This is a genomic window from Streptomyces chumphonensis (assembly GCF_014779715.1).
Classification (GTDB): domain Bacteria; phylum Actinomycetota; class Actinomycetes; order Streptomycetales; family Streptomycetaceae; genus Streptomyces; species Streptomyces chumphonensis.
The window spans coordinates 170,796-195,762 of sequence record NZ_JACXYU010000005.1 but is presented as its reverse complement, the minus strand read 5'-3'; the positions used below and the strand labels follow the sequence as shown (position 1 = coordinate 195,762).

General features: G+C 71.0%; 15 protein-coding genes. 8 read left to right on the top strand and 7 right to left on the bottom strand.

Annotation, left to right across the window (positions count from 1 at the left end; all coding sequences use genetic code 11):
- Nucleotides 1–120 precede the first annotated feature (120 nt).
- Entirely contained in the window at nt 121–765 is a 645-nt protein-coding gene (locus IF129_RS12675) for an MOSC domain-containing protein (protein ID WP_191209698.1), read from the bottom strand.
- 99 nt (nt 766–864) lie between these two features.
- Here IF129_RS12675 and IF129_RS12670 point away from each other — a divergent pair, with 99 nt between their 5' ends.
- A complete protein-coding gene (locus IF129_RS12670) occupies nt 865–1,851 on the top strand; it encodes a LysR family transcriptional regulator (RefSeq protein ID WP_191209697.1) in 987 nt (328 codons plus the stop codon).
- A gap of 56 nt (nt 1,852–1,907) precedes the next feature.
- Here the strand turns inward: IF129_RS12670 and IF129_RS12665 are convergent, their stop codons facing one another.
- Complete coding sequence (locus tag IF129_RS12665; protein WP_191209696.1) at nt 1,908–2,258, bottom strand: WhiB family transcriptional regulator; 351 nt, start codon at nt 2,256–2,258, stop codon at nt 1,908–1,910.
- A 590-nt stretch (nt 2,259–2,848) separates the two neighbouring features.
- On the opposite strand from IF129_RS12665, the gene IF129_RS12660 reads away from it, so the two are divergent.
- From IF129_RS12660 to IF129_RS12645, 4 genes are all read left to right on the top strand, one after another.
- A complete protein-coding gene (locus IF129_RS12660; RefSeq protein ID WP_028426699.1) occupies nt 2,849–3,460 on the top strand; it encodes a response regulator transcription factor in 612 nt (203 codons plus the stop codon).
- A gap of 294 nt (nt 3,461–3,754) precedes the next feature.
- Nucleotides 3,755–4,363 (top strand): sigma-70 family RNA polymerase sigma factor, encoded by a 609-nt coding sequence (locus tag IF129_RS12655; RefSeq protein ID WP_191209695.1) that lies wholly within the window; start codon nt 3,755–3,757, stop codon nt 4,361–4,363.
- A 154-nt stretch (nt 4,364–4,517) separates the two neighbouring features.
- Nucleotides 4,518–6,026 (top strand): IMP dehydrogenase, encoded by a 1,509-nt coding sequence (gene guaB, locus IF129_RS12650; RefSeq protein ID WP_191209694.1) that lies wholly within the window; start codon nt 4,518–4,520, stop codon nt 6,024–6,026.
- 105 nt (nt 6,027–6,131) lie between these two features.
- Nucleotides 6,132–7,247: a GuaB3 family IMP dehydrogenase-related protein gene (locus IF129_RS12645; protein WP_191209693.1), complete on the top strand. Its 1,116-nt coding sequence runs from the start codon at nt 6,132–6,134 to the stop codon at nt 7,245–7,247.
- Between the two features lie 328 nt (nt 7,248–7,575).
- Here the strand turns inward: IF129_RS12645 and IF129_RS12640 are convergent, their stop codons facing one another.
- Both IF129_RS12640 and IF129_RS12635 read right to left on the bottom strand, forming a co-directional pair.
- Entirely contained in the window at nt 7,576–7,860 is a 285-nt protein-coding gene (locus IF129_RS12640; protein ID WP_191209692.1) for a hypothetical protein, read from the bottom strand.
- Nucleotides 7,861–8,121: 261 nt separating this feature from the next.
- The gene (locus IF129_RS12635) at nt 8,122–11,304 is read right to left on the bottom strand and encodes a DNRLRE domain-containing protein (protein WP_191209691.1); all 3,183 of its coding nucleotides are present in this window, start codon (nt 11,302–11,304) and stop codon (nt 8,122–8,124) included.
- Between the two features lie 615 nt (nt 11,305–11,919).
- Between IF129_RS12635 and IF129_RS26730 the strand changes: the two genes are divergently transcribed.
- Entirely contained in the window at nt 11,920–18,855 is a 6,936-nt protein-coding gene (locus IF129_RS26730; protein WP_191209690.1) for an AHH domain-containing protein, read from the top strand.
- A gap of 587 nt (nt 18,856–19,442) precedes the next feature.
- On the opposite strand, the gene IF129_RS12625 is transcribed toward IF129_RS26730, so the two are convergent.
- Nucleotides 19,443–20,207: a helix-turn-helix domain-containing protein gene (locus tag IF129_RS12625; protein ID WP_191209689.1), complete on the bottom strand. Its 765-nt coding sequence runs from the start codon at nt 20,205–20,207 to the stop codon at nt 19,443–19,445.
- Nucleotides 20,208–20,607: 400 nt separating this feature from the next.
- Between IF129_RS12625 and IF129_RS26725 the strand changes: the two genes are divergently transcribed.
- Complete coding sequence (locus IF129_RS26725; RefSeq protein ID WP_263576220.1) at nt 20,608–20,739, top strand: hypothetical protein; 132 nt, start codon at nt 20,608–20,610, stop codon at nt 20,737–20,739.
- Between the two features lie 241 nt (nt 20,740–20,980).
- Here IF129_RS26725 and IF129_RS12620 read toward each other — a convergent pair whose 3' ends face one another.
- The gene (locus IF129_RS12620; RefSeq protein ID WP_191209688.1) at nt 20,981–21,559 is read right to left on the bottom strand and encodes a hypothetical protein; all 579 of its coding nucleotides are present in this window, start codon (nt 21,557–21,559) and stop codon (nt 20,981–20,983) included.
- A gap of 173 nt (nt 21,560–21,732) precedes the next feature.
- Nucleotides 21,733–22,995 carry a nucleotide sugar dehydrogenase gene (locus IF129_RS12615; protein ID WP_191209687.1) on the bottom strand — a complete coding sequence of 421 codons (1,263 nt, stop codon included), beginning with the start codon at nt 22,993–22,995 and terminating at the stop codon, nt 21,733–21,735.
- 188 nt (nt 22,996–23,183) lie between these two features.
- On the opposite strand from IF129_RS12615, the gene IF129_RS12610 reads away from it, so the two are divergent.
- Nucleotides 23,184–24,890: a glycerol-3-phosphate dehydrogenase/oxidase gene (locus IF129_RS12610; protein WP_191209686.1), complete on the top strand. Its 1,707-nt coding sequence runs from the start codon at nt 23,184–23,186 to the stop codon at nt 24,888–24,890.
- Nucleotides 24,891–24,967: the final 77 nt, after the last annotated feature.

Here is a 24,967-nt window from a genome sequence, read left to right as displayed (position 1 = left end):
AACCGTAGCGGCCCACGGCTCAACGCCCCGCGCGGCTCCCGTCCTTGCGTCCGCCCGCCACCTGTCCGGACGCGCGGGCCGGCGCGGCGCGCACCGCGCCGGTGGGCACCGCGCCGCGGCTCACTCGCCGCGCGCCTCGGCGAGCACCCGCTCCGGCAGGACGTCCCGCGCGGCCAGCAGCCGGGGCAGCAGCTCGCGCTCGGTGGTGAGGGCGCGGAACATCAGCGAGACCGTGACGTCGTGGTCGGGCCGGTGCACCACCTCGACGGCGTCCCCGGCCCGGATCTCGCCTCCCTCGGCGACGCGCAGGTAGGGGCCGGGACGGGCGGCGCGGGTGAAGCGCTTCACCCAGCCCGCCTCGCCGAGGTGCCCGGCGAACGTCCGGCAGGGCAGCCGCACGTGGCACACCTCCAGCACCACCTGGGGGCCGACGCGCCAGCGCTCGCCGACCAGCGCGTGGTTGATGTCGTAGCCGGAGGTGGTCAGGTTCTCGCCGAACGTACCCGGCGGCAGCTCGCGGCCCAGCTCCTCCTCCCAGGCGTCCAGGTCCTCGCGGGCGAAGGCGTAGACGGCCTGGTCGTCGCCGCCGTGGAACCGCAGGTCCCCGATCGCGTCCCCCACGATGCCGCTGCCGCCGGTGCCCCGCGGCCCCGGGGCCTTGACCAGCACCGGGCCGCTCACCGGCGTCTTGCCGATGCCCGTGTGGCCGGCCGAGCTGTGTTCCGTCGCCCGGAGGGCGCCGCGGTTCACCGAGAGTATGTGCATGGGCCACAGGTTACGGGCCCCGTTCGGCGGGTCCGGGGCCGGACCGGAGCGGGCCGTGGGCCGGGCGGGTCGGCGGCCGGGCCGTCTTAGGGTGGGGGCATGCTCGAAGCCCGCCACCTCCGCGTCCTGCGCGCCGTGGCGGCCGCCGGTTCGTACTCGGCCGCCGCCCGCGAGCTGGGCTGCACGCAGCCCGCCGTCAGCCAGCAGATGCGCGCGCTGGAGCAGTCGGTCGGGACGCCGCTGCTGTACCGGACGGGCCGGGAGACCCGGCTGACCGAGGCGGGCGAGGTCCTGGCCCGGCACGGCGCCACCGTGCTCGCCGGGCTGACGGCGGCCGAGGAGGAGGTCGCCGCCATCGCGGGGCTGCGGGCCGGGCGGGTGCGGCTGGTCTCCTTCCCCAGCGCCAGCTCGACGCTGCTGCCCGGCGCCGTCGCCGCGCTGCGCGCCGAGCACCCGGGCACCCGGGTCTCCCTGGTGGAGGCCCAGCCGCCCGGCTCGGTGGAACTGCTGCGCGCCGGGGACTGCGACGTCGCGCTCGCCTACCGCTACCCGGTCTCCTCCGACGGCGCCGCCCCCGATGCCGCCGGAGGGTCGGCGGCGGCCGAGTGGGACGACCTCGTCGTGCGGCCGCTGCTGACCGACCGGCTCGTGGGGCTCCTCCCGGAGGGCCACCCGCTGGCCACGGGGGCTGAGGTGCCCTTCGCCGCGCTGGCGGACGAGTCGTGGATCGCCGGGTGCCCCCGGTGCCGCCGCCATCTGGAGGACGTGTGCGGGGCGGCGGGCTTCGCGCCCCGGATCGACTTCGCCACGGACGACTACCCGGCCGTGGTGGGCCTGGTCGGAGCGGGTCTCGGAGTCGCCGTGCTGCCGGAGCTGGCGGTCGAGTCGGTGCGTCCGAAGGGGGTGGCCCTGGTCGCCGTCACGCCGCGGGTGCGGCGCGAGGTCGTGGCGCTGACGCTGCCCGACCTCGGCCGCGTTCCCGCGGTCGCCGCCACGCTGGACCATCTGGCGGTGTCGGCCGCGGCGCGCACCGGTGCGCCGTCGCCTACCGAGCACGCGCGACCGGGCCGACGCGCGGCGGGATAGGGGCGACCGCCGCGCGCAGATACGTTTCTGCGTGCGGTCTCCCGGTATCCGGCCGCTCACGCCCCCGTCGGGGTGTCGGCCGCCGGGCCGGAACCGGGCGCGCCCGCGCCGCCGGTCGTCACCAGGCGGTGCCGTGCCCGGCCCATCAGTTCTTCGCGTTCGTCCTCCGTCAAACCTCCCCAGACGCCGTACGGCTCCCGCACGGACAGGGCGTGGGCCGCGCACTGCGCACGGACCGGGCAGCGCATGCACACCTCTTTCGCCGATGCCTCGCGCGCGCTGCGGGCCGCGCCGCGCTCACCCTCCGGGTGGAAGAAGAGCGAGCTGTCGACCCCTCGGCAGGCGGCCAGGAGCTGCCAGTCCCACAGGTCGGCGTTGGGGCCCGGAAGGCGGGAGAAATCTGCCATTGCTCGTCCTCTCGGAGCGTTGCTGCGGCTGTGCGACGGACCTGTCGGCCCCCGGGCGCCCCGCCGGGTCCGCCGGTCCCGGGTGGGGCCGCCGGCATCGGCGTCCGGCCCCGGGTACCCGCGCGGGCGGTCGGGATGCCCCCGCGCCGGTGGCCCGGGGTGTGTGGGCCGTGGTGTCCGTCCATCCCCGTCGGTGATGTGTGTGGTGTGAGTAGCTGTAAATATGACTCTTTGCCGAATTTAGCCACGGACGCCACAAAGTGGAAGCAAAAGCGCCCAAATAGGGCACAGTGGTCCGAGGCGCGCTACGCGACGGGGTGCGTCCGAGGGATGTACACCGCCCTGCGCGGCCGTGCGTCCTTCTGGGTGTTCCCGCCCACACGTAGAGTGCCGAAGGCGGGCTGCGCTGCCCGTAACTCTTTTGGGTGACCGTCGTTGAGAGTGCGGAGGCGGTTGGCAGGACACCGAGTCCCCGGCCCGGGGCCGGGGACGTGCCCCGGTCACGGCGGCGCGGGCGCTCAACCGCACAGGTGACGACTCGTAACAGCCTGGAGGCTCAAGGTGATGCGCATCAGCAGCGGAGGGCGGCCATGACTTCCGTCCTCGTATGCGACGACTCCCCGCTCGCCCGGGAGGCGCTCCGCCGCGCGGTCGCGACCGTGCCCGGCGTCGAGCGCGTGACGACGGCGGCCAACGGCGAGGAAGTCCTCCGCCGGTGGGGCGCCGACCGCTCCGACCTCGTCCTGATGGACGTCCGCATGCCCGGGCTGGGCGGCGTGGAGACGGTGCGCCGGCTGCTCTCCGCCGATCCGGGAGCGCGCATCATCATGCTCACCGTCGCGGAGGACCTCGACGGCGTCGCCCTCGCCGTCGCCGCCGGCGCCCGGGGGTACCTGCACAAGGACGCCTCCCGCGCCGAGCTGCGGGCCACCGTCACCCAGGCGCTGGCCGACCCGACCTGGCGGCTGGCCCCCCGCCGACTGCGCTCCGCCGAGATGGGCGCGGCCCCCACCCTCACCGCCCGCGAGATCCAGGTGCTGGAGGGCATGAGCCACGGGCGGTCCAACGCCGAGATCGGCCGAGAGCTCTTCCTCTCCGAGGACACCGTCAAGACGCACGCCCGGCGCCTGTTCAAGAAGCTGGGCGCCTCCGACCGGGCGCACGCCGTCGCGCTCGGCTTCCGCTGGGGCCTCGTCCGCTGAATTCCCGCGGTCCGGGGGCGCGGCGCCGCACGTCAGAGGCCCGCCACGCCCCCGTCGGCTGCTCCTGTTCCGCCCCGGTCCCCGCGGCAGCGCGCGCGATGCCGCATGCTTGGTGGTGGACTCCTGTCCGGCCGAACGCCGGAAGCAGCCGGCGGCAGCCGACCGGGACGGTGTGAGGAACCCGAGAGGGGGAGGGCTAGCCAGATGGTCATGGGCGCACTCCGATATAACGCTTCAGGGCATAACCAGGGGCGCGGTGCGGCGAATACGTCGGACTCGGTGCACCATGGACCGATGCGCGACGACACCACACCGGGCACCGCTGTCGTGCCCGCCGGCCGTGGACCGGGCATCGGTGCCGTCGTGCGGCGCGCCGTCTCGGGGGACGAGCAGGCCACGCACGACCTCCTGGCGCACGTCCACCCCCTCGCCCTGCGCTACTGCCGCACGCGACTGAGCCGGCTGCCCGGAGACGCCCGGCACTTCGTGGACGACCTGGCGCAGGAGGTCTGCCTGGCCGTCCTGTGCGCCCTGCCGCGCTACCGGGACACCGGAAAGCCGTTCGACGCCTTCGTCGTCGCCATCGCCCAGCACAAGATCGCCGACCTCCAGCGGGCCGCGATGCGGCACCCCGGACTGATGGCCGTGCCGTCGGACGAGATGCCCGAGCAGCCCGACGACAGCCTCGGCCCGGAGGAACGCGCGCTGCTCAGCAGCGACACCGAGTGGGCCAAGAAGCTCCTCGCCAACCTCCCCGAGCACCAGCGCGAGCTGATCCTCCTACGGGTCGCCGTCGGACTCAGCGCCGAGGAGACGGGCCAGATGCTCGGCATGTCCCCGGGCGCCGTCCGTGTCGCGCAGCACCGCGCGCTGTCCCGGCTGCGCGCCCTCGCCGAGCAGTAGCCCCACCCGCGAACGTTCCCGCGCCGCGCCGGAGCGTCCGGTCCGCGCCGGGTGACCAGCGCCATCCGGCCGTACTTTCACACGAGCACGAGGTCCCTCGTTTGGCCGTTAGCATGGGGGGACGTGTACGGGCAAGACCACCAGGGAAGGTGTCATGACTGACAACGTCGACGGAGTGCCTGAGAAGTTCGCGCGGCTCGGGCTGACCTACGACGACGTCCTGCTGCTGCCCGGCGAGTCGGACATGGCGCCCCAGGACATCGACACGTCCTCGCTCGTCTCCCGCAACGTCCGGGTGAACATCCCGCTGCTCTCCGCCGCGATGGACAAGGTGACCGAAGCGCGCATGGCCATCGCCATGGCCCGGCAGGGCGGCGTCGGCGTCCTCCACCGGAACCTGTCGATCGAGGAGCAGGCCGCCCAGGTCGACCGCGTCAAGCGCTCCGAGTCCGGCATGGTCACCGACCCCATCACCATCCGGCCGGACGCGACGCTGCGCGAGGCCGACGAGCTGTGCGGCCGCTTCCGCATCAGCGGTGTGCCCGTGACGGACGCCGCCGGCAAGCTGCTCGGCATCGTCACCAACCGCGACATGGCCTTCGAGCTCGACCGCACCCGCCAGGTCCGCGACGTGATGACGCCGATGCCGCTGGTCACCGGCAAGGTCGGCATCCCCCGCTCCGAGGCCATGGAGCTGCTGCGCCGCCACAAGATCGAGAAGCTGCCGCTGGTCGACGACGACGGCCGGATCAAGGGCCTCATCACGGTCAAGGACTTCGTCAAGGCCGAGCAGTACCCGAACGCCGCCAAGGACGCCGAGGGCCGGCTACTCGTCGGCGCCGCCGTCGGGGTGGCCGGGGACGCCTACGAGCGGGCCCAGGCCCTCATCGAGGCCGGTGTGGACTTCGTGGTCGTCGACACCGCCCACGGGCACTCCCGGCTGGTCGGCGACATGGTCGCCAAGATCAAGTCCAACCACGCCGGCGTCGACGTCGTCGGCGGCAACATCGCCACCCGCGACGGCGCCAAGGCCCTCGTCGACGCGGGCTGCGACGGCATCAAGGTCGGCGTCGGCCCCGGCTCCATCTGCACCACCCGCGTCGTCGCCGGCATCGGCGTCCCGCAGGTCACCGCCATCTACGACGCCGCCCTGGCGGCCCGCGAGGCCGGCATCCCCGTCATCGGCGACGGCGGCCTCCAGTACAGCGGCGACATCGCGAAGGCCATCGTCGCGGGCGCCGACACCGTCATGCTCGGCAGCCTGCTCGCGGGCTGCCAGGAGTCGCCCGGCGAGCTGCTGTTCATCAACGGCAAGCAGTTCAAGTCCTACCGGGGCATGGGATCGCTCGGGGCGATGCAGTCGCGCGGCGAGCAGCGCTCCTTCTCCAAGGACCGCTACTTCCAGGAGGAGGTCAGCGGCGACGACAAGCTGATCCCGGAGGGCATCGAGGGCCAGGTGCCCTATCGCGGGCCGCTGTCCGCCGTCGTCCACCAGCTCGTCGGCGGTCTGCGGCAGTCCATGTTCTACGTGGGCGGGCGCACCGTGCCGCAGATGAAGGAGCACGGCCGGTTCGTGCGCATCACGGCGGCCGGGCTCACCGAGAGCCACCCCCACGACATCCAGATGACCGTCGAGGCCCCCAACTACTCCTCGCGCCGCTGAGGCCACCGCCGGGCCGGTGGCCGCCGCACGACGAGACGCGATGCGGCTCCCGGACGCCCTTGCGCGATACTGGGGGCCGCACAGCCGTAGGGAAGGGCAGCATCAGTGACTGAGATCGAGATCGGGCGCGGCAAGCGCGGCCGCCAGGCGTACGCCTTCGACGACATCGCCGTCGTCCCCAGCCGCCGCACGCGAGACCCGAAGGAGGTCTCCATCGCCTGGCAGATCGACGCGTACCGCTTCGAACTGCCCTTCCTCGCCGCGCCGATGGACTCCGTCGTCTCCCCGGCGACGGCCATCCGCATCGGGGAGATGGGCGGCCTCGGCGTCCTCAACCTCGAAGGTCTGTGGACGCGGTACGAGGACCCGGAGCCCCTGCTCGCGGAGATCGCCGAGCTGCCCGAGGGCGAGGCCAACCGCCGCCTCCAGGACATCTACGCGGAGCCGATCAAGGAGGAGCTGATCGGCCGCCGCATCAAGGAGGTCCGGGACGCGGGTGTGGTCACGGCCGCCGCGCTGTCGCCGCAGCGCACCGCGCAGTTCTCCAAGGCCGTGGTGGACGCGGGCGTCGACATCTTCGTCATCCGCGGTACGACCGTCTCCGCGGAGCACGTGTCCTCGGCCGCCGAGCCGCTGAACCTCAAGCAGTTCATCTACGAGCTGGACGTCCCGGTCATCGTCGGCGGCTGCGCCACCTACACCGCCGCCCTGCACCTCATGCGCACCGGGGCCGCCGGCGTCCTCGTCGGCTTCGGCGGGGGCGCGGCCCACACCACGCGCAACGTGCTGGGCATCCAGGTGCCCATGGCCACCGCCGTCGCCGACGTCGCCGCCGCCCGCCGCGACTACCTCGACGAGTCCGGTGGCCGGTACGTCCACGTCATCGCGGACGGCGGCGTCGGCTGGTCGGGCGACCTGCCGAAGGCCGTCGCCTGCGGCGCGGACGCCGTCATGATGGGCTCCCCGCTCGCCCGCGCGACCGACGCACCGGGGCGCGGCTTCCACTGGGGCATGGAGGCCGTCCACGAGGACGTGCCGCGTGGCAAGAAGGTCCACCTCGGCACCGTCGGCACCACGGAGGAGGTCCTCACCGGCCCCTCGCACACCCCCGACGGCTCGATGAACTTCTTCGGCGCCCTCCGCCGGGCCATGGCCACCACCGGCTACTCCGACCTCAAGGAGTTCCAGCGCGTCGAGGTCACCGTCTCCCGCAGCCGCTGACCGTCCCCGCGCACGCCTTCGGGCCCGTCCCGCCACGAGCGGGACGGGCCCGAAGCGCGCGCGGGGACCGGCCGGTGCGTCCGGGCCAGGTGACAGACGCCTGGAACGTCATGCCGGCGTCTTCGCCGATGTGCCCGTTCTCGTTGATTGCGACTGCAACGGTCAGGTGGTGGGGATCGGGGTCGCCGCGGCGTCGCGGGCGCCGGCGCGGACAGTGTTCCGGACCCGCCATGGCCCTGCGGGCTTGACGGGTCCGGGTGGTTGTCGGCGTACGGCGGGAGCCGCCCCGAGTCCGGCTTCCGCCGAACAGGGTCTCAGCGACCCGTGCTCAGTTGAACGCGCTCTTGTTCTTCTGCTCGACGAGGCAGCGGTAGTCGACCGTCTCGTCGGAGCCGGCCTGGCCGCCGCCCAGCCCGAGAAGGCCCAGACCCAGACCCAGGTTCACGTCACCGAGGAGGCTCGTGTGGATCTTCTTGACGTCCTGGGTGCAGGCTGCGGCGTTGTCCTGGTCGACGCCGATGCCCCCGCCGTACGCGAAGGCGGAAGCGGTGCCGACCGTGCCGAGGCCGGCGGCCATGACCACCGAGACGACGGCCGTGCGAATCGTGCGCATGGGGTTCTCCCGAGTTCTTGTGGATGCCCACGCAAAGATGTGGGCCGGTGATAAGACCAGTCCATCATCTGCTTTCGCCTGGTCCGCTCCGCCGGGACACGCCGCCGTCGGGCTGCTCCGGTGCTTCTCACCCCAGCAGCGGAGCGCACGACCCGGAGCCCGGCCGCCATCCGGGAGGCCGCCCCTCGGACCCGCCGTCGGGAGGGGGACGCCGGAGCCGCGCCCCCGGTCAACCGGGGGCGCGGCTCCGGCGGTTCGGGGTCAGCCCAGGGCGGGGATGTTGCTCCGCTGCCAGCCGCTGCTGCCGACCTCGACCCGGGCGCCGTGGGTCTCGGCGCCGCCGGGGTAGAAGTAGAGCAGCCCCGTGTGGGTGGTCGCCCAGAAGTCGGGCACGCCGTCCCCGTTCCCGTCCGGGGTGCCGCGCAGGACGGGCAGGTCCTCCGGCAGCCACGCGGAGGTGCCGTAGACCTCGTCCTGGCCGGTGCCGGACGCGGAGCCGCTGCCGAGCGACTCCAGGTCCACGCCCCCGCCCGACCCCGGCTTCCCGTGCCGGAGCTTCAGCCCCTCACCGGAGACGCCGGTGCGGAAGAGCAGGTCGGCGGCGTCGTCACCGGTGAGGTCGCCGACGATCACCAGATCCCTGGTCTCCCAGGCCGCGTCGGTCTCCAGCCGGTGCGCCGAGGTGAACGCGCCGCCGGTGTAGCCGGTGAAGGCCCACAGCTCGTCGCCCGCGAGGGCGAAGGCGTCGGGGTGACCGTCCCCGGTGACGTCCTCCGTCGTGACGAGCTGCGTCAGGGTGGCCGGGTCGGGCGCGTCCTCGGGCAGCAGCACGGGCAGGCGTTCGCCCACGTCGAAGCTGCCGTAGCCGTCACCCGGGTAGAGGTACAGCCTGCCGTCGGGCATGCGGGCGAGGAGGTCCGAGACGCCGTCCCCGGGGAACCAGTCGCCGGTGTGGCTGATCGGGACGGGCTCGCCCGCGTCGTCGAACCAGTAGCCGTCGTCCAGCGCGGCGCCGCCGTCGTGCGCGCCCGCGGCGTGGATGTGCAGTCGTCCGCCGTCGGCGGCGGGGTAGGTCCGCAGGTTGCCCAGGCGGTCGATGGCGAGCAGGTCGGGTGTGCCGTCGCCGTTGAGGTCGCCGGGGGCGTCGAGCGCGTCGGCGGGCGTCACGTAGAAGAGGTAGCGGATCTCGGGGGACGTGTTGCCGACGCCGTCGACCGCCCGGACGTACAGCAGGTTCGGCCCCGGGTAGGTCGGCTCGAACGAGACCGTCGCCGTGCCGTCGGACGCCGCGTCGGGGGACGTCCGGTCGAAGCTGCCGGAGTTGAGGCTGTACTCGAAGTGGTCCGTTCCCGCGCCCGCCTCGGTGGCGAACGTGGCACGGCCCGCCGTGCCGAACCGGACGGTGGACCAGACGTCGCCGTCGTCGCCGGGGGCCGGGAAGTCGGACGAGGTCACGGTCGGGGTCGGGGGCGCCGAGTGGTCGACGACGAAGCGGCAGGGGTCCGGGCCGAGGGGCGCGTACGTCGACTTGGCCCCGTCGGTGTCCCAGGAGCGCACGCCCCACGAGTAGGTGCCGCCGTCGGTGAAGTCCTCCCAGGGCAGGGTGATCGACGCGTACCCGTTGCTGTCGGGCGTGCGCACGTCGCTGTAGACCGCGTTCGCGAAGTCGCCCGTCGGATACACCGCGAAGTGCAGGTACTTCAGGTTGCCGTCCGGGTCGGAGCCGCGCGCACGGAACGTCAGGTCGTGCTTGCCGACGGACGAGAAGGGGCTGGTGAGGTCGCAGTCCGGGCCCGGGGTCATGGTCTGGTGCGTGGGCTGGTTCGGCGTGCGGTTGTAGACGATCTCGATGTACGGCGAGTTCTCACCGTTGGCCCGGAACTTCTTCCACGCGTTCGTGTCCGTCTCGCTGGCCGCCCGCAGGCCCAGCGTCAGCGTGGACCACTCCTTGTCGGCGGCCTCCTGCGCGGCCGACTTGATGTTCAGCCCCACCCACTTGTCCGGACACGAACCGGACTTGTAGCCGTGCCCGTTGGTCTCCGAGTCGAGGACGCGGTACCAGGAGGGCTGGTCGGACCAGCTCGACCCGCTGTCGATCCGGCTCGTCAGCCACAGGTTGTACTTGCGCGCCGAGCAGCCCCACGAGTACGTCTGCAACGTCCGGAACGTCGCGGACTTGATGCTCGCCCCGTGCAGGTCGGAGTCGTGGTAGAAGGTGAAGACGGAGCGGGACAGCCCGCCCGTGGTCGACTCGTACCCGACGCGCGCCTCGTTGGTGCCGTCGTTGAAGTTCTGGCCGTTGTAGAAGCTGGAGTTCGGGTACTTCTTGTACAGCAGCGTCCAGTTCTTCTTGCGGCCCTTGAACGACGGGTCGATGAAGAGGGGGAAGACGGTGTCCTCGGCGGCCAGCAGGTCCGCCTCGGGGGTGACGGTCAGCACGTCCGCGCCGGTGCCCTCGTCGAGGCTCGCGGCGAGCACCGCGTCGTGCGCCCCTGGCCGGGGCCCGGCCAGCCCCGGCAGGTTGAGCGTCTCGCTCACCGTCTCGATGACGTCGGGCTCCTGGCCGAGCGTGACGGCCGGCTTGCCCGCCGAGTCCCACGCGTAGGCGGTCGGGGAGGCGGCCACCTCGTTGCCGTCGGCGTCCACGGCCTGCACGGTGTCGGACGCGGCGTTGAGCCGGAACGTCAGGTCGGGCGAGGAGAGGCGGTACCGCAGCTGCTCCAGCAGGGGGTCCTGCGCGGCGTCCCGGTCGTGCACGACGAGCACGTGCGAGTAGCCGCTGTCGCGGGCCGTCATCAGCAGGTCGATGCCGGGGCGCACGTTCTCGTAGAGGGCGCGGGGGCCGCTCACCAGCGGTTCGGGCAGCGGGCCGGGCCAGCTGACGGTGAGTTCGTGGCCGTCCGTCGTCAACCGGACCAGGCGGGTCCACTCGGTGGCGGTGGCGGCGTCGCCGCCGAGCTGCGGGCGCGGTCCCTCGTCCGGGGTGCCGGCGCTGAACAGCAGGGGGTCGTTGACGGCCTTGGGCGCGTACCCGCCCTCGACCTTCTCCAGGTCGGTGTCGATCTCCTGCCAGCCGTCCCCGGTCTCGGCGCGGATGGTGTCGCTGTGGACGCGGGTGCGCAGGTAGCCGTCGGGTTGGGCCCAGGTCGTCGACGTGGCGTCGCGCTCGGTCTCGACCTCGACGTCCTCGCCCGTCTCCCGGGCCTTCTCGGCGGCGGCCTCCGCATCGAGGGGAGCCTCGGCCTTCGGCTGCGCGGCGGGCTCGGGTGCCTCCCCGTCCTCGCCGGTCAGGTGGACGCCGAGGGGCAGCGCCAGCGCGAGGGCGACGAGCGTGGCGAGGACGGCCGCTCCGCGCCGGGACGGCCGCCGGAAGCGACGCGCACGGGCCGGGGTGGTCTCCTCCCCCGTCCCGTCCGCCTCCTTCGTTTCATCCACGGCCGCCATGCGTCGTTCCCCCCAAGGAGTGCCAGATCCGTTCGGGCATCCACGTGCGGCGGTCGGAGGAATACGTCCCCCCGTGATCGGCCGCGCGCAGTGAATGCCAGCAGAGCATGACCCATCTCCACGATTTCGTCACCGGTCGTCGTTGTGGTGGTGGCGCGTACGGAGCGAACGGCGGGGAAAGCACACAGAATGCGGAGCCGACGCGTCCGGATTCATCTGACGTTGTTAGAACACCGTCAAAGCGTGCAAAACGGTACGAGGGGCCAGGCTGTTTGCCCAGTTCACGCGCGTCATGTCCACTGTGAGTGGACACTCGGTGAACTATCTGTACATGCACGTCATGCAGGCTGATGGCTCCTCATTCAGCACCTCGGAAGATCCGTCCGCTATTCCCCGGTGAGCCATCTCACACCGGTCCGCAGAATGTGGAATCACTGTGACGGGCTGTGCATAGTTACCGCGGTTCTATGTCTTTTCTGTGTGGGCTGCCCTGCTGTCTGCGCGGCTTTTCCTGGGGGGTCCACGGTGTCCACGCATGCGATGCGCGGTCGGTTCCGTCGTGCGGTGCGGCGCACGGGAAGCGGCGGCACCCGTCGGCTGAGAAACGGCCTGGGCGTGTCCCTGTCCGCCCTGATGGTCGTGACGCTGCTGCCCGCCACCGCCGTCGCCCTCCCACCCGGCGACCCGCGCGGCGGCCCGGACCTCACCGCGCTCCAGCAGGAGGACCCGGCGCCGCTGGACGCGGCGGCCGCCGCCGAACTGGAGGAGTGGACGGGCGACCTGCCCCCGAGCGTCGAGTACGAGCCGACCGACGTGGCCGTGCCCGCCGGGGGCACCGCGCAGGTCCCGCTGGACGCCGCCGGGGACGAGCTCGTCCAGGCGGGCGACCTCCCCGTCCGCCTCGGCAAGGCGACGCCGAGCACCGAGGACCCCGCCCCGCCCGAACCGTCCGGCACCTGGAACGTCGAGGTGGAGCCGCGCACGGCGGTGGAGGGCGTCGGCGTCGACGGCGCCGTCATCACCGTGACGCCGCCCTCCGCCGGGGCCACGCGCGTCGACGTCGAGCTGGACTACTCGGAGTTCGAGGACCTCTACGGCACCGAGTGGGCCTCCCGGCTGGAAATCGACCAGCTCCCCGAGTGCTTCCTGACCACCCCCGAGCTGCCGGAGTGCGCGACGCCGGTCGACGTGCCGTCCAGCAACGACGCGGGCGCCGACACCGTCCGGGCGACCGTCGACCCCGCCCAGGCCCAGGCGTCCGGACTCTCCACCCAGGCGGGCGGCGGCCCCATGGTGCTCGCCGCCACCGACTCCGGCGCCGGCGCGGGCGGCACCTACAAGGCCACCGACCTCTCCCCGACGGGCACCTGGACCGCCGGCGGCTCCGGCGGCGGCTTCACCTGGGCCTACCCGCTCAGCGTCCCCGCCGCCCCGGCCGGCCCCGCGCCCAGCGTCGGCTTCAGCTACTCCTCGCAGGCCGTCGACGGCAAGACGTCCGTCGCCAACGGCCAGGCGTCCTGGATCGGCGACGGCTGGAACTACCACCCCGGCTTCATCGAGCGCCGCTACCGCCCCTGCTCCGACGACCGCGACGGCTCGCCCAACAACGACAACAGCACCGACAAGAAGAAGTCCGACCTGTGCTGGGCGAGCGACAACGTCGCCCTCTCCCTCGGCGGCACCACCACCGAACTCGTCCTGGACGACGGGAAGTGGACCCCCGCCAACGACGACGGCTCCCAGGTCGAGCTGAAGAAGGACACCGCGCTCGGCAACGGCGACAACGACGGCGAGTACTGGGTCGTCACCACCCGGGACGGCACGAGGCACTGGTTCGGCAAGCACAAGGTCGGCGGCGGCCGGGCCGACACGAACTCCGTCTTCACCGCCCCCGTCTTCGGCAACCACACGGGCGAACCCTGCCACGCCACTGCCTTCAAGGACTCCTCCTGCACCCAGGCGTGGCGCTGGAACCTGGACTACGTCGAGGACGTCCACGGCAACGCCATGGTCATCGACTGGCTCAAGGAGACCAACCACTACGCCAGGAACGGCAAGTTCAAGGACCACGTCTCCTACGTGCGCGGCGGCCACCCCAAGAAGATCGACTACGGCCTGCGCGCCGACGACCTCGACGGCGCCCCGGCCGGACGCGTCACCTTCTCCCTCGCCGAGCGGTGCATCAAGGAGGGCGAGGTCGACTGCACGGACGCCGACTTCGACTCCGACAACTACGGCGACAAGCAGCCCTGGTGGGACACCCCCTCCACCCTCCACTGCAAGGCCGACGCCGAGAACTGCTACGTCACCTCGCCCACCTTCTGGAGCCGCAAGCGGCTCTCCGGCGTCACCACCTACGGCCAGCGCACCCCCGACTCCACCGCGCTGTCGAAGGTGGACGTCTGGACGCTCGACCACTACTTCCCCAAGCAGCGCACCGACACCCACCCGCCGCTGTGGCTGGAGTCCATCACCCGCACCGGCTACAGCGCCGACGGCTCGGGCACCACCCTGCCCCCGGTGACGTTCCTGCCGAACGTCGTCGACATGCCCAACCGCGTCGCCCGCTCCACCAGCGACCCCACCCCCGACTTCGACCGGCTGCGCGTCGAGACGATCCGCACCGAGACCGGTGGCGAACTCCAGGTCACCTACTCCGACCCCTGCCCGATCGGCGCCTCCCCGGACCCGGAGAGCAACGCCTCGCGCTGCTTCCCCGTGCACTGGTCCCCGGACCCGGAGCTGGAGGAGCCGGAGATCGAGTGGTTCAACAAGTACGTCGTCACCAAGGTCGTCGAGAAGGACCGCGTCGCCCGCCAGCCCGACGTCGTCACCTCCTACGCCTACGAGGGCGACGCCGCCTGGGCCAAGGACACCGACGAGTTCTCCAAGCCCGCACTGCGCACCTACAGCCAGTGGCGCGGCTACGGCTCCGTCGTCGTCCGCAAGGGGCTGACGGAGAACACCGGCGACCACGACGCCACCGTCCGCACCGAGACCCGCACCCGCTACTTCCGGGGCATGTCGAAGGACGCCGGCCGGGCGACCGTCATGATCGAGGACTCCACCGGCCAGGAGATCGCCGAGGACCTGCTGCCCTACCAGGGCATGGCCGTCGAGGCCCTCACCTACGACCAGTCCGGCGGCGACGTCCGGTCCCGCACGGTGACCTGGCCGCGCGCGGAGCTGCGGGCCTCCCGGCCGCGCGGCGACGGGCTGCCGGACCTGGAGGCGTACCGCACCGGCGTCCGCCGCACCGACGCCGTCGAGGAGACCAGCAGCGGCACCCGCACCGTCCGCACCGTCACCACCTTCGACCCGGTGTACGGGCTGCCCGAGACCGCCCACGCCTCCACCCTCACGCCGAAGGAGGGCGGCGGCCACACCCAGGGCAACGAGGTGTGCACCACCACCTCCTACGTCCACAACACGGCGAAGCACCTCATCGGGCTCACCTCCCGGCAGCGCGTCACCGTCGGCGACTGCGCGGCGGCGGCGACCGCCGGGGGCGGCGACGTCGTCTCCGACACCCGCACCTCCTACGACGCGCTCGACGCCTTCGGCGACGCCCCGACGCGCGGCCTGCCGTACCAGGTCGACACCGTCGACGCCGACGGCACCGGCTGGGTCACCTCCGCCCGCACCACGTTCGACGCCCTCGGCCGCGCCACCGCCGTCAAGGACGCCGAGGACAACGTCACCCGCACGACGTTCGCCCCCGCCACCGGGCCCGTCTTCTCCACCACGACGACCAACCCCCTCGGCCACACCACGACCACCACCGTCGACCCCGGCCGGGGCACCCCGCTCACCACCACCGACACCAACAGCCGCACGACGACGATGGCCTACGACGACCTCGGCCGCGTCACGGCCGTGTGGACGCCGTCGCAGAAGCCCGCCCTCGACCCGGCCGCCCAGCGGTTCTCCTACCAGATCGACGAGGACACCCCGCCCGCCGTCACCACCCGCAGCCTGCGCGACAACGGCACCTACGACGACTCCATCACCCTCCTCGACGGCCTCCTGCGCCCGCGCCAGACCCAGACCGAGGCCCTCGGCGGCGGCCGCATCGTCACCGACACCCGCTACAACTCCCTCGGCGCGGTCGCCGCCACGAACAACGGCTACCTGACCACCGGCGAGCCCACGGCCGAACTCTTCGTCCCGCAGAGCGTCTTCCAGATCCCCCACTCCACCGAGACCGCCTACGACGGCATGGGCCGAGCGGTCAAGGAGACCACCCTCTACGCGGGCACGGCCAACCACTCCACCGTCACGACCTACGGCGGCGACTGGACGCTCACCAACGCCGGCCTCAACGCGGAGGGCACGTCCACGCGTCGGGGCAGCAAGGCCGTCAAGACCTGGACCGACGTCCTCGGCCGCACGAGCCTCGTCCAGCACGCGACGAACCCCGCCGCGTCCAGCTGGAACGACACCCGCTACGGCTACGACGCGCGCGGCAACCACACCGAGGTCACCGACGCCGAGGGCAACGCGTGGACCTACACCTACGACGCCCGCGGCCGTCTCACCACCACCACCGACCCGGACATGGGCGAGGCGACGTACACCTACGACGTCCTCGACCGCCAGGTCACCAGCACCGACTCGCGCGGCCAGACGCGTCACACCACCTACGACGTCCTCGGCCGCAAGACCCACCTGCGCGACGACTCCGCCACCGGCCCCCTCGTCGCCACCTGGACCTACGACACCCTCCTCCAGGCCGAGGGCCTCCCCGTCGCCTCCACCCGCTACACCGACGGCGCCGCGTACACCACCGAAGTCACCGGCTACGACCTCGAGTACCGGCCGACGGGGACGCGCCTCACCATCCCCATGACGCCGAAGACGGCGGGCCTGGCGGGCACCTACGAGTACCGGCAGACCTACACCGAGACCGGAAAGCCGGAGACCAGCACACTGCCCTCCACGCCGGGCGGTCTGCACTCCGAGAAGGTGATCACCCGCTACAACGGCGAGGGTTCACCGATCACCACCTCCGGGCTGGACTGGTACACCGGCGGCACCCACTACAGCCCCTACGGCGAGGTCCTGCGGACCGTCTCCGGCGAGGCGCCGCAGCGGATCTGGTCCACCTACGAGTACGACCCGAACACCCGGCGCCTGGACCGCCACGTCACCGACCGCGAGAAGTCCGGCCCGCACCGGCTGTCCGACAACTGGTACGGCTACGACATCGTCGGCAACGTCACCTACATCACTGACATCGCCACCCCGGTCATGCGCGACCGGCAGTGCTTCAGCTACAACGCCATCGGCCAGCTCCGCCACGCCTGGACCGCCGCCACCGGCGGCTGCCCCCGCGCGACGGGCGCCCGCGACTCCGCCCCCGACCCCGCGGACCTCACCCTCGGCCCCGACGGCGACGGCTACTGGCACACCTACGAGTACGACGCCATCGGCAACCGCACCCGGCTCACCGAGCACGACCTCACCGACCCGGCGCTCACCGACACCCACACCTACAGCTACGACGGCCCCCAGCCCCACGCCCTGACCGCCGTCAACTCCACCGAGGTCGACGCCACCGGGACCGTCGAAAGCCTCCAGACCTACGCCTACGACACCACGGGCAACACCACGGAGCGCCAGATCGGAGGTGACACACAACAGCTCACGTGGAACCCCGACAACAAACTCACCGCCACCGACACCACCGGCGACGGCGTCGACGACGTCTCCTACCTCTACGACGCCGACGGCAACCGCCTCATCGAGACGACAGCCACCGACTCCACCCTCTTCCTCGGCGACGCCCAGGTCACCGTCGACACCGCCGGCCGCGCGATCGAGGCCCGCCGCTACTACACCCACCCCGGCGCGCCGACCACCGTCCGCACCACCGGCGGCAGCGCCGACCTGGACGACCACGAGCTGTCCGTCCTGGCCTCGGACCACCACAACACGGCCACGACGGCGGTGACGCTGGACGCGAACATGACGGTGGCGCGGCGGAAGTTCGACCCCTTCGGCAACTCCCGGGGCGAGGAGCCCACCGCCTGGCCCGGCCGCGACTCCTTCCTCGGCACCGGCATCGACGACCCCCTCACCGGCCTGACCCACATCGGCGCCCGCGAGTACGACCCCACCACCGGCCGCTTCATCTCCGTCGACCCGATCATCGACATCACCGACCCCCTCCAGATGAACGGCTACGCCTACGCCAACAACAACCCGGTCACCCTCTCCGACCCCACGGGCCTCATGATCTGGGACGACGCGACGGGCCAGGGCTACGGCAACCAGCAGGTACTGCACAGCACCCAGCAGCACCAGGGCCTCCGTGACGCCAACAATCGGCCTACCCCGGCGTACAAGGGTCTGCTCACGCAGCAGAAGACGTATTACAACGACTGGAAGAGTCAGGTTTCCACTTATGAAGAGGAAGGCTCCACGGGCGTTGACTGGGATGGGGACGGCTACATTTTCGTTTATCACAGCGTCTACGTCCCCGTGGAACACAAGGGCATCGTCCCTGAATTCCGTGACTCTCTCTTCTCCAAGCTGAAGGAACTGTGCTACCGCCCAGACGGTAGGTGCTACGAGGACACATCAGTGCCTTCCAATGCTTACACCGTCTATCAGGCGGTTGGTTTCGCCTGTCACGAGGCCGGCGGTTGCCCGGACGAGATGTGGACCATCTCAGGCGCGGTATCTATGGGTTTTGGCGCCTTCGGCGTTACACCCGGCCGATCGCCTGCACTGCGACGAGGGAGTTGCAATAGCTTCGTTCCAGACACCGGCGTTCTCATGGCTGACGGTTCCGTCAAACCCATCGAAGAGTTGGCGAACGGTGATCGCGTACTTGCTGGCGACGCATCGTCTGGCGAAACGAGCAGCCAAACGGTAACTGCGGTCATCAAGAGCGAAGGCCAAAAAGAACTTATCCGCATAACCGTTAAGACTTCCGATGACGATCGTGGAGAGTCCACAAACACGCTGACTGCAACAGCCAAGCACCCATTCTGGGTCCCTCAAGCCGAAGCGTGGCTCGACGCCGAGGACTTGAAACCAGGGCAATGGCTGCAAACGAGCGCAGGCACCAAGGTTCAGATCTCAGCCATCAGGCGTAGCGCTGCTCACTCAGTAGTCCACAACCTGACAATCAGCGAGCAGCACACGTACTATGTGCTGGTCGGGGCAACTGCCGTCCTCGTTCACAATGCGAACTGTTCCAGTAATGCCAAGATTCTCAGCGACAACCTTCAAGCTAGTGGTGCCGCGCGGCCTGCGGAATCTGCTGCGCATCATATCGTGGCCAGTACTTCGCCGAAGGCTGCAGCTGCACGTCAGCGACTCGCGAGCTTCGGAATAGACATCAACGATGCTAGTAACGGTGTGTTCTTGCCACGCGGGTCCAAGTCGGCAAACCCGACAGGTGCGTCCGTTCACTCGCGAATACACACGAACGACTACTACGCTTACGTAAACAAGATGATCGGCGGTGCGAGAAATGCAAAAGAGGCTCGAGACGTTCTACAACATCTGCGAGGTCAGTTGCAGGACGGGAGGTGGCCCTAAGCTTGAGGTGTAGTCCATTTCAGTGCGTCTACGATTTCTCTAATTCGCCATAGATCAGTTCGAGGGGTACGATCGATGAAGCGACCAGTCGACTCTGCACAAAGCGTTCTGCTAAGTATCGTTGACGAGTTGACCTCAGGGTCAGGGGTTCCCAATTTCCAAGATGCCATGGATGCTATCGCTAGTTTCGCGCGAGTTCAGTTCGACGTGCCGAACGAGTCCGATTCGGATGGCTTTCTTTTCCAGTATGGCGAAGTGAACTGGTACTCTGAGCCTGTATTTGCCGTGGGGTTCGTGCGGCAGATGGAAATCGTTGACGCTGGGGGAGAGCATGAGGGGTACTCGCAAGTTCAGCTTGAATACCAGTATTCAGTTGACGCGTCTCTGTCATCCCTGGCAAGCCACAGTTCCTGGTGCTTCTATGAGGACGAGGCGCGCTTCGGGGAGTGGCTCGGATTGGTGAAGCGAGACTCTGTTTGGAATGCTATCCGAGAGAAGAAACTTGTAAATTTTTGCATCTCTCAAGAGTCCGTGTAGGGCTATGTGGTCGTCGGTGTGATGCGTGCGTTAGTATTACTTGGATATGTTCACGCAGTGGTGGAGTTATTCAGTGGTTGGCGGTTGTAGGTGTCCAGGGTGGGTTTGGTCGTGGAGGAGTCTTGGAGGGTGAGTTCCCAGGGGCCGGTGTTGATGTCGAACTCCTTGCCGAAGCCGACCCACTTGCCGGTCATGCGGCGGCCGGTGGGTTCCGCGAGGAGCTGGACGGCGCCGTGGTAGCGGGCGCCTCGGTAGTAGCTGTCGTCGGCGGTCTGCTCGGTCCAGGTGCCGGTGACGATGTTCCGGTCGGCCTCAAGGTCCATCGTCAGGGGCGACGGTGAAGAGCCGGGGAGGCTGCGGACGGTCAGGCGGGTTCCGTGTTGGAGGATCACGACGTAGTGCAGGCCGGTGAAGACGGCGTCCCGGCCGGAACTGAAGTACTCGTAGCGTGAGAGCCAGACGCCGGAGTAGTTGGTGCGGGGTGAGGCGGTCGATGTGGTGGGTGAGGGGGAGGGGCGGAAGCCTGTTGCGGTAGGGGCGGGGGCCGTGTCGTGACCGCCGTGGCCGTCGTCCGTGACGCGGGCGAGGGCGGCGATCGGGGGGAAGCCGAGTGCTTCGATGGGAAGTCCGGTGACGCGTTCGAGGGCCTTGGCGTACAGGGGGCGCGGGCTGGTGATCGTCCCGGCCTCCCACCTCTGGACGAGTCGCTTGGAGGCGCCCGGTACGCCTGCTTCGCGTAGCGCGCGGGCCAGGTCGTCCTGACTCATCAAGAGTCCCATCCGGGCGGCACGCAGAGCGCTGTTCGGTGTCGTCATGCCTCGCTACGGTACGCCGCTTGCGTCGCCTATGACACCGAAATGACGCCCTAGTCGTCGCCGACATGACGTCTTGTCAGCCGCCGTGTGAGTGCGCCGTTCACCGCGAGTCTGGAGCGGTTGGTGTTCGGACTCCATGAAGGGGCGGTGTCGTGTTGCGAAGAATGGGGGGCTTCAGGGGAGAGGTGGGGCGCTTGGGGTGGCGTCGGGGCGGCAGTTCTGCCGGGCCCGCACGCGTCGTCAGAGGCAGGGTGGTTGTGTTGGTTTGGTCGTCGCCGTTCCTGTCGGGCGGGGCACGCTGTGTTGTCTGGCTGCCCGGCGACGACGACGTCACGGTCATGGTCCGTCCCGAGATGGTGGCTTCCCAGCTCAACGCGGCGTGTAGGGCGGAGGGGATGGCGTGACGCGGGGCGTGGTGGAAGCGGCCGCTGTCATGCTGGTCGTCGTCGCGGTGTCCGGGGGAGTGACCGGGATCTGGCACGGGATGCCGCGTGCCCTCTGCGCGGACCTCGCGGAGGAGGAGCGGCCATGATGACGATGACGGTCTACCGCGTCGGCGCGGACGGCAGGCGGACGGTGCTCTCGACGCGCGAGGTGAGGCGTCCGACGGCGCAGGGGTGGGTTCCGGAGTTCTCCGGGTGGCCGCCGTGCCGCTGTGGCCGGTGCGAGGGGGCTACGGGGCGGGAACGGCGTGGTGGGGTGGCTGAGGGGGAGCGTTGAACGTACGGCGGCCCGGCGCTGGGGGCGCCGGGCCGGGGGTGGGGTGTGCGGGGTCAGCTGCGGCAGAGGGCGTAGGCGGCGGCGTAGCCGCTGGCGGCCTTGGCGGCCCAGGCGTTCTGCCGGTACTGGGAGGGCGCGTTGACCTCGATCATGTCGTAGGCGGCGCCGCCGTAGCTGTAGGACGGGCTCATCACGAAGCCCCCGGAGATCAGGCTCGTGTTCTCGGGGCACTGGGCGTAGGACGTCTGGGAGGAGTCGACGGACGGTCCGGCGACGGCCTTCGTGGGCGCCGACGCGCTGTCGCACAGCGCGTACGCCCTGATCGTGCCGGTGTGGATCTGGGCGGCCCAGGCGCCCTGCCGGTAGGCGGAGGGGGCGGAGACGTCGACGGTGTCGAGCAGGTCGCCGTTGTTGGCGAAGGCGCCGTTCGCGGCGTAGCCGCCGCCGATGAGCTGGGTGCCCTCGGGGCACTGGGCGTAGCTGGTCTCGCCGGCCTTCATCTCGGGACCCATCACCGTCCGCACCGTGGTGTCGGCGGCCGCCGTCCCGGCCGCTCCGGTCAGGCCGGTGGCGGCCAGCGCCAGGGCGGCAACGGCGAAGCCCAGGCGACGGCCCGTCACGTTCTTCCTCACGTCGTCTCTCCTCTCGTGCCCGCCGCGCGGCGGGCACGGTGCTCAACGTCGGGTGTGAGGTGAGGAACCGGGACACGGGGTTCTCTCACGCCATCGTGTCGAACGGGGGCGTGCACGGTTTTCGGCCGTGAGGTGGGGGAAGGGAGTTTCTCCTACGCGGCCTGCGGAGGTGGTCAGAGCCGGTAGGCGGTGCCGGTCGGGGTGGTGCCGCGGGTGTCGAGGAGGAGTTGGGCCTTGGCGGCCAGCCCCGCGAGGTCGTAGGTGCGGTGGGGTTGCAGGAGGAGGGTGAGGTCGGCGGCGCCCGCCGTGTCGTAGAGGCTGTCGGCGCGGGGGATGGGGCGACCGGCCGCGTGCCACTGCGGGACGTGCGGGTCGTGGTAGCTGAGCTGCGCGCCGAGGTCGAGGAGGCGGGTGGCGATCTCGCGGGCGGGGGAGCCGGCCTGGTCGGCGAGGTCGGGCTTGTAGGTGACCCCGAGGAGGAGGATGCGGGCGCCGCGTGCGGACTTGCCGTGTTCGTTGAGCAGGGTCGTCGCGCGCTGGGTGATGTAGCGCGGCATCCGGTCGTTGACCTCGCGGGCCAGCTCGACCAGGCGGAGCGGGTGGCCGAGGGTGCGGTTGCGGTAGGCGAGGTAGTTGGGGTCGACGGGCGCGGCGTGGCCGCCGACGCCGGGCCCGGGGCGGAAGGGGGCGAAGCCGAAGGGCTTCGTCTCGGCGCAGCGGATGACGTCCCACAGGTCGACGTCCAGGTCGTGGCAGAGGATCGCCATCTCGTTGGCCAGGGCGATGTTGAGGTGCCGGTAGTTGACTTCCAGCAGGTGGGTCGTCTCGGCCTCGCGCAGGCCCCGGGCGCGTACCACCTTGTCGGTGAGGCGGCCGTAGACGGCGGCGGCGGCCTCGGTGCAGGCGGGGGTGTAGCCGCCGATGACGCGGGGGACGGCGCCGTGCCGGAAGGCGCGGTTGCCGGGGTCGAGGCGGGCGGGGCAGACCGCGAGGTGGAAGTCGTGGCCTGCGCGGAGGCCGGAGCCGCGTTCGAGCAGGGTGCGGATCTCGGTCTCGGTGGTGCCGGGGTAGACGGCCGACTCGACGACGACCGTCGTCCGGGGGCGCAGGTGCGCGGCGAGGGTGGTGGCGGCGGCGCGGACGGCGGTGAGGTCCAGGGCGCCGTCGGCCCCCAGCGGGGTCGGGGCGCAGAGGAGGGCCGTGCGGACGCGGCCGAGGGCCGCCGGGTCAGCGGTGGGGGCGAAGCCGGTGGCGAGCATGCGGCGGATGTCGGCGGCCGTGAGGGTGCCGCAGGGCGGCTGGCGTCCGGTGGCCAGGTCGGTGACGGCGCGTTCGTCGGCGTCGTAGCCGATGGTGCTGATGCCCGCCGCCGTCGCTGCCTGGGCGGCGGGGAGGCCGAGATGTCCGAGGCCGACCACGGCGAGATCTGCGGGCATGACGGCGATTCCCTTCCCCTGACGTGTCCCCGGGCGGCCAGCGCTATGAACCGCTACGTCAGGTTAAGCGCATATATGACAGATATGGTGGATTACGCAGGCTGTGGACAACGAGCGGGTCAAGGTCGGCGTCATGGGGGAGCATCGACGTGTGGGCCTGACGACGGTGCGACACCCGGGAGGCAACGATGAGGACAGCGACGATGGGACCGGCGGAGCGGGCCGAGTCCCTCGCCCGAATGGCCGAACGGGAGCTGGACGTTCTCGTGGTGGGCGGCGGGGTGGTCGGCGCCGGCACGGTGCTGGACGCCGCCACGCGCGGGTTGTCGACGGGCATCGTGGAGGCGCGGGACTGGGCGTCGGGGACGTCGAGCAGGTCCAGCAAGCTCATCCACGGCGGGCTGCGCTACCTGGAGATGCTGGACTTCGCGCTCGTGCGGGAGGCGCTGAAGGAGCGCGGGCTGCTGCTGGAGCGGATCGCCCCGCACCTGGTGAAGCCGGTGCCGTTCCTCTACCCGTTGCAGCACCGGGGCTGGGAGCGCTGGTACGCCGGATCGGGCGTGGCGCTGTACGACGCGATGTCGGTGTCCTCCGGGCGGGGGCGCGGGCTGCCGCTGCACCGGCACCTGAGCCGGCGGAAGGCGCTGCGGGTGGCGCCGTGCCTGCGTGAGGACGCACTCGCGGGCGCGTTGCAGTACTACGACGCGCAGACGGACGACGCCCGGTTCGTGACGGCGCTCGTGCGCACGGCGGCCTCGTACGGGGCGCACGCGGCGAACCGCGCGCGGGTCGTCGGCTTCTTGCGGGAGGGGGAGCGGGTCGTCGGGGCGCGGGTGAAGGACCTGGAGGCGGGCGGTGAGTTCGAGGTGCGGGCCCAGCAGGTCATCAACGCGACCGGGGTGTGGACGGACGACACCCAGGGGCTGATCGCGGAGCGCGGGCAGTTCCACGTCCGCGCCTCCAAGGGGATTCACCTGGTGGTTCCACGCGATCGGGTGAACTCGTCCACGGGCCTGATCCTGCGCACGGAGAAGAGCGTGCTGTTCGTCATCCCGTGGGGCCGGCACTGGATCATCGGGACGACGGACACCGGGTGGGAGCTGGACAAGGCCCACCCGGCGGCGTCCAGCGCCGACATCGACTACCTGCTCGCACACGTCAACTCGGTGCTGTCGACCCCGCTGACGCGCGACGACGTCGAAGGGGTCTACGCGGGGCTGCGTCCCCTGCTGGCCGGGGAGTCGGACGCGACGAGCAAGCTGTCCCGCGAGCACACCGTCGCGCACCCGGTGCCGGGGATGGTCGTCGTGGCGGGCGGCAAGTACACGACGTACCGGGTGATGGCGAAGGACGCGGTGGACGAGGCCGTGCGCGGGCTCGACCACCGGGTCGCCGCCTGCTGCACGGAGGACGTGCCGCTGGCCGGGGCCGAGGGCTACGCGGCGCGGTGGAACGCACGGGCGCGGACGGCCGCCCGCACCGGCCTCCACGTCGCACGGGTCGAGCACCTGCTGAACCGCTACGGGACGCTGGCCGACGAGGTCCTGGACCTCATCGAGCGGGAACCGCACCTGGGCGAGCCGCTGCCCGCCGCCGACGACTACCTGAAGGCCGAGATCGTCTACGCCTGTTCGCACGAGGGGGCGCGGCACCTGGACGACGTGCTGACGCGGCGAACGCGCATCTCGATCGAGACCTTCGACCGGGGGACGCGCAGCGCCCGCGAATGCGCCGAGCTGATGGCCGGCGTGCTGGGCTGGGACGAGGGGCAGATCGCCCGCGAAGTGGAGCACTACCAGAAGCGGGTTGAGGCCGAGCGCGAGTCGCAGCGCCAGCCCGACGACCAGACCGCCGACGCGGCCCGCCTCGGGGCGCCGGAGATCGTCGGGGGGTGAGCGGGCCCCTTCCCTTCACCGCTTCGCGCCCACGGCCTCTCACCCACCGCCCGCACCGGGGTTGTTCCTTCGGTGCC

Bases quoted from the DNA above. Each gene is read 5' to 3' on its own strand.
- IF129_RS12675 (WP_191209698.1), bottom strand. From the start codon at position 765: ATGCACATACTCTCGGTGAACCGCGGCGCCCTCCGGGCGACGGAACAC.
- IF129_RS12670 (WP_191209697.1), top strand. From the start codon at position 865: ATGCTCGAAGCCCGCCACCTCCGCGTCCTGCGCGCCGTGGCGGCCGCC.
- IF129_RS12665 (WP_191209696.1), bottom strand. From the start codon at position 2,258: ATGGCAGATTTCTCCCGCCTTCCGGGCCCCAACGCCGACCTGTGGGAC.
- IF129_RS12660 (WP_028426699.1), top strand. From the start codon at position 2,849: ATGACTTCCGTCCTCGTATGCGACGACTCCCCGCTCGCCCGGGAGGCG.
- IF129_RS12655 (WP_191209695.1), top strand. From the start codon at position 3,755: ATGCGCGACGACACCACACCGGGCACCGCTGTCGTGCCCGCCGGCCGT.
- guaB (WP_191209694.1), top strand. From the start codon at position 4,518: ATGACTGACAACGTCGACGGAGTGCCTGAGAAGTTCGCGCGGCTCGGG.
- IF129_RS12640 (WP_191209692.1), bottom strand. From the start codon at position 7,860: ATGCGCACGATTCGCACGGCCGTCGTCTCGGTGGTCATGGCCGCCGGC.
- IF129_RS12635 (WP_191209691.1), bottom strand. From the start codon at position 11,304: ATGGCGGCCGTGGATGAAACGAAGGAGGCGGACGGGACGGGGGAGGAG.
- IF129_RS12625 (WP_191209689.1), bottom strand. From the start codon at position 20,207: ATGACGACACCGAACAGCGCTCTGCGTGCCGCCCGGATGGGACTCTTG.
- IF129_RS12615 (WP_191209687.1), bottom strand. From the start codon at position 22,995: ATGCCCGCAGATCTCGCCGTGGTCGGCCTCGGACATCTCGGCCTCCCC.
- IF129_RS12610 (WP_191209686.1), top strand. From the start codon at position 23,184: ATGAGGACAGCGACGATGGGACCGGCGGAGCGGGCCGAGTCCCTCGCC.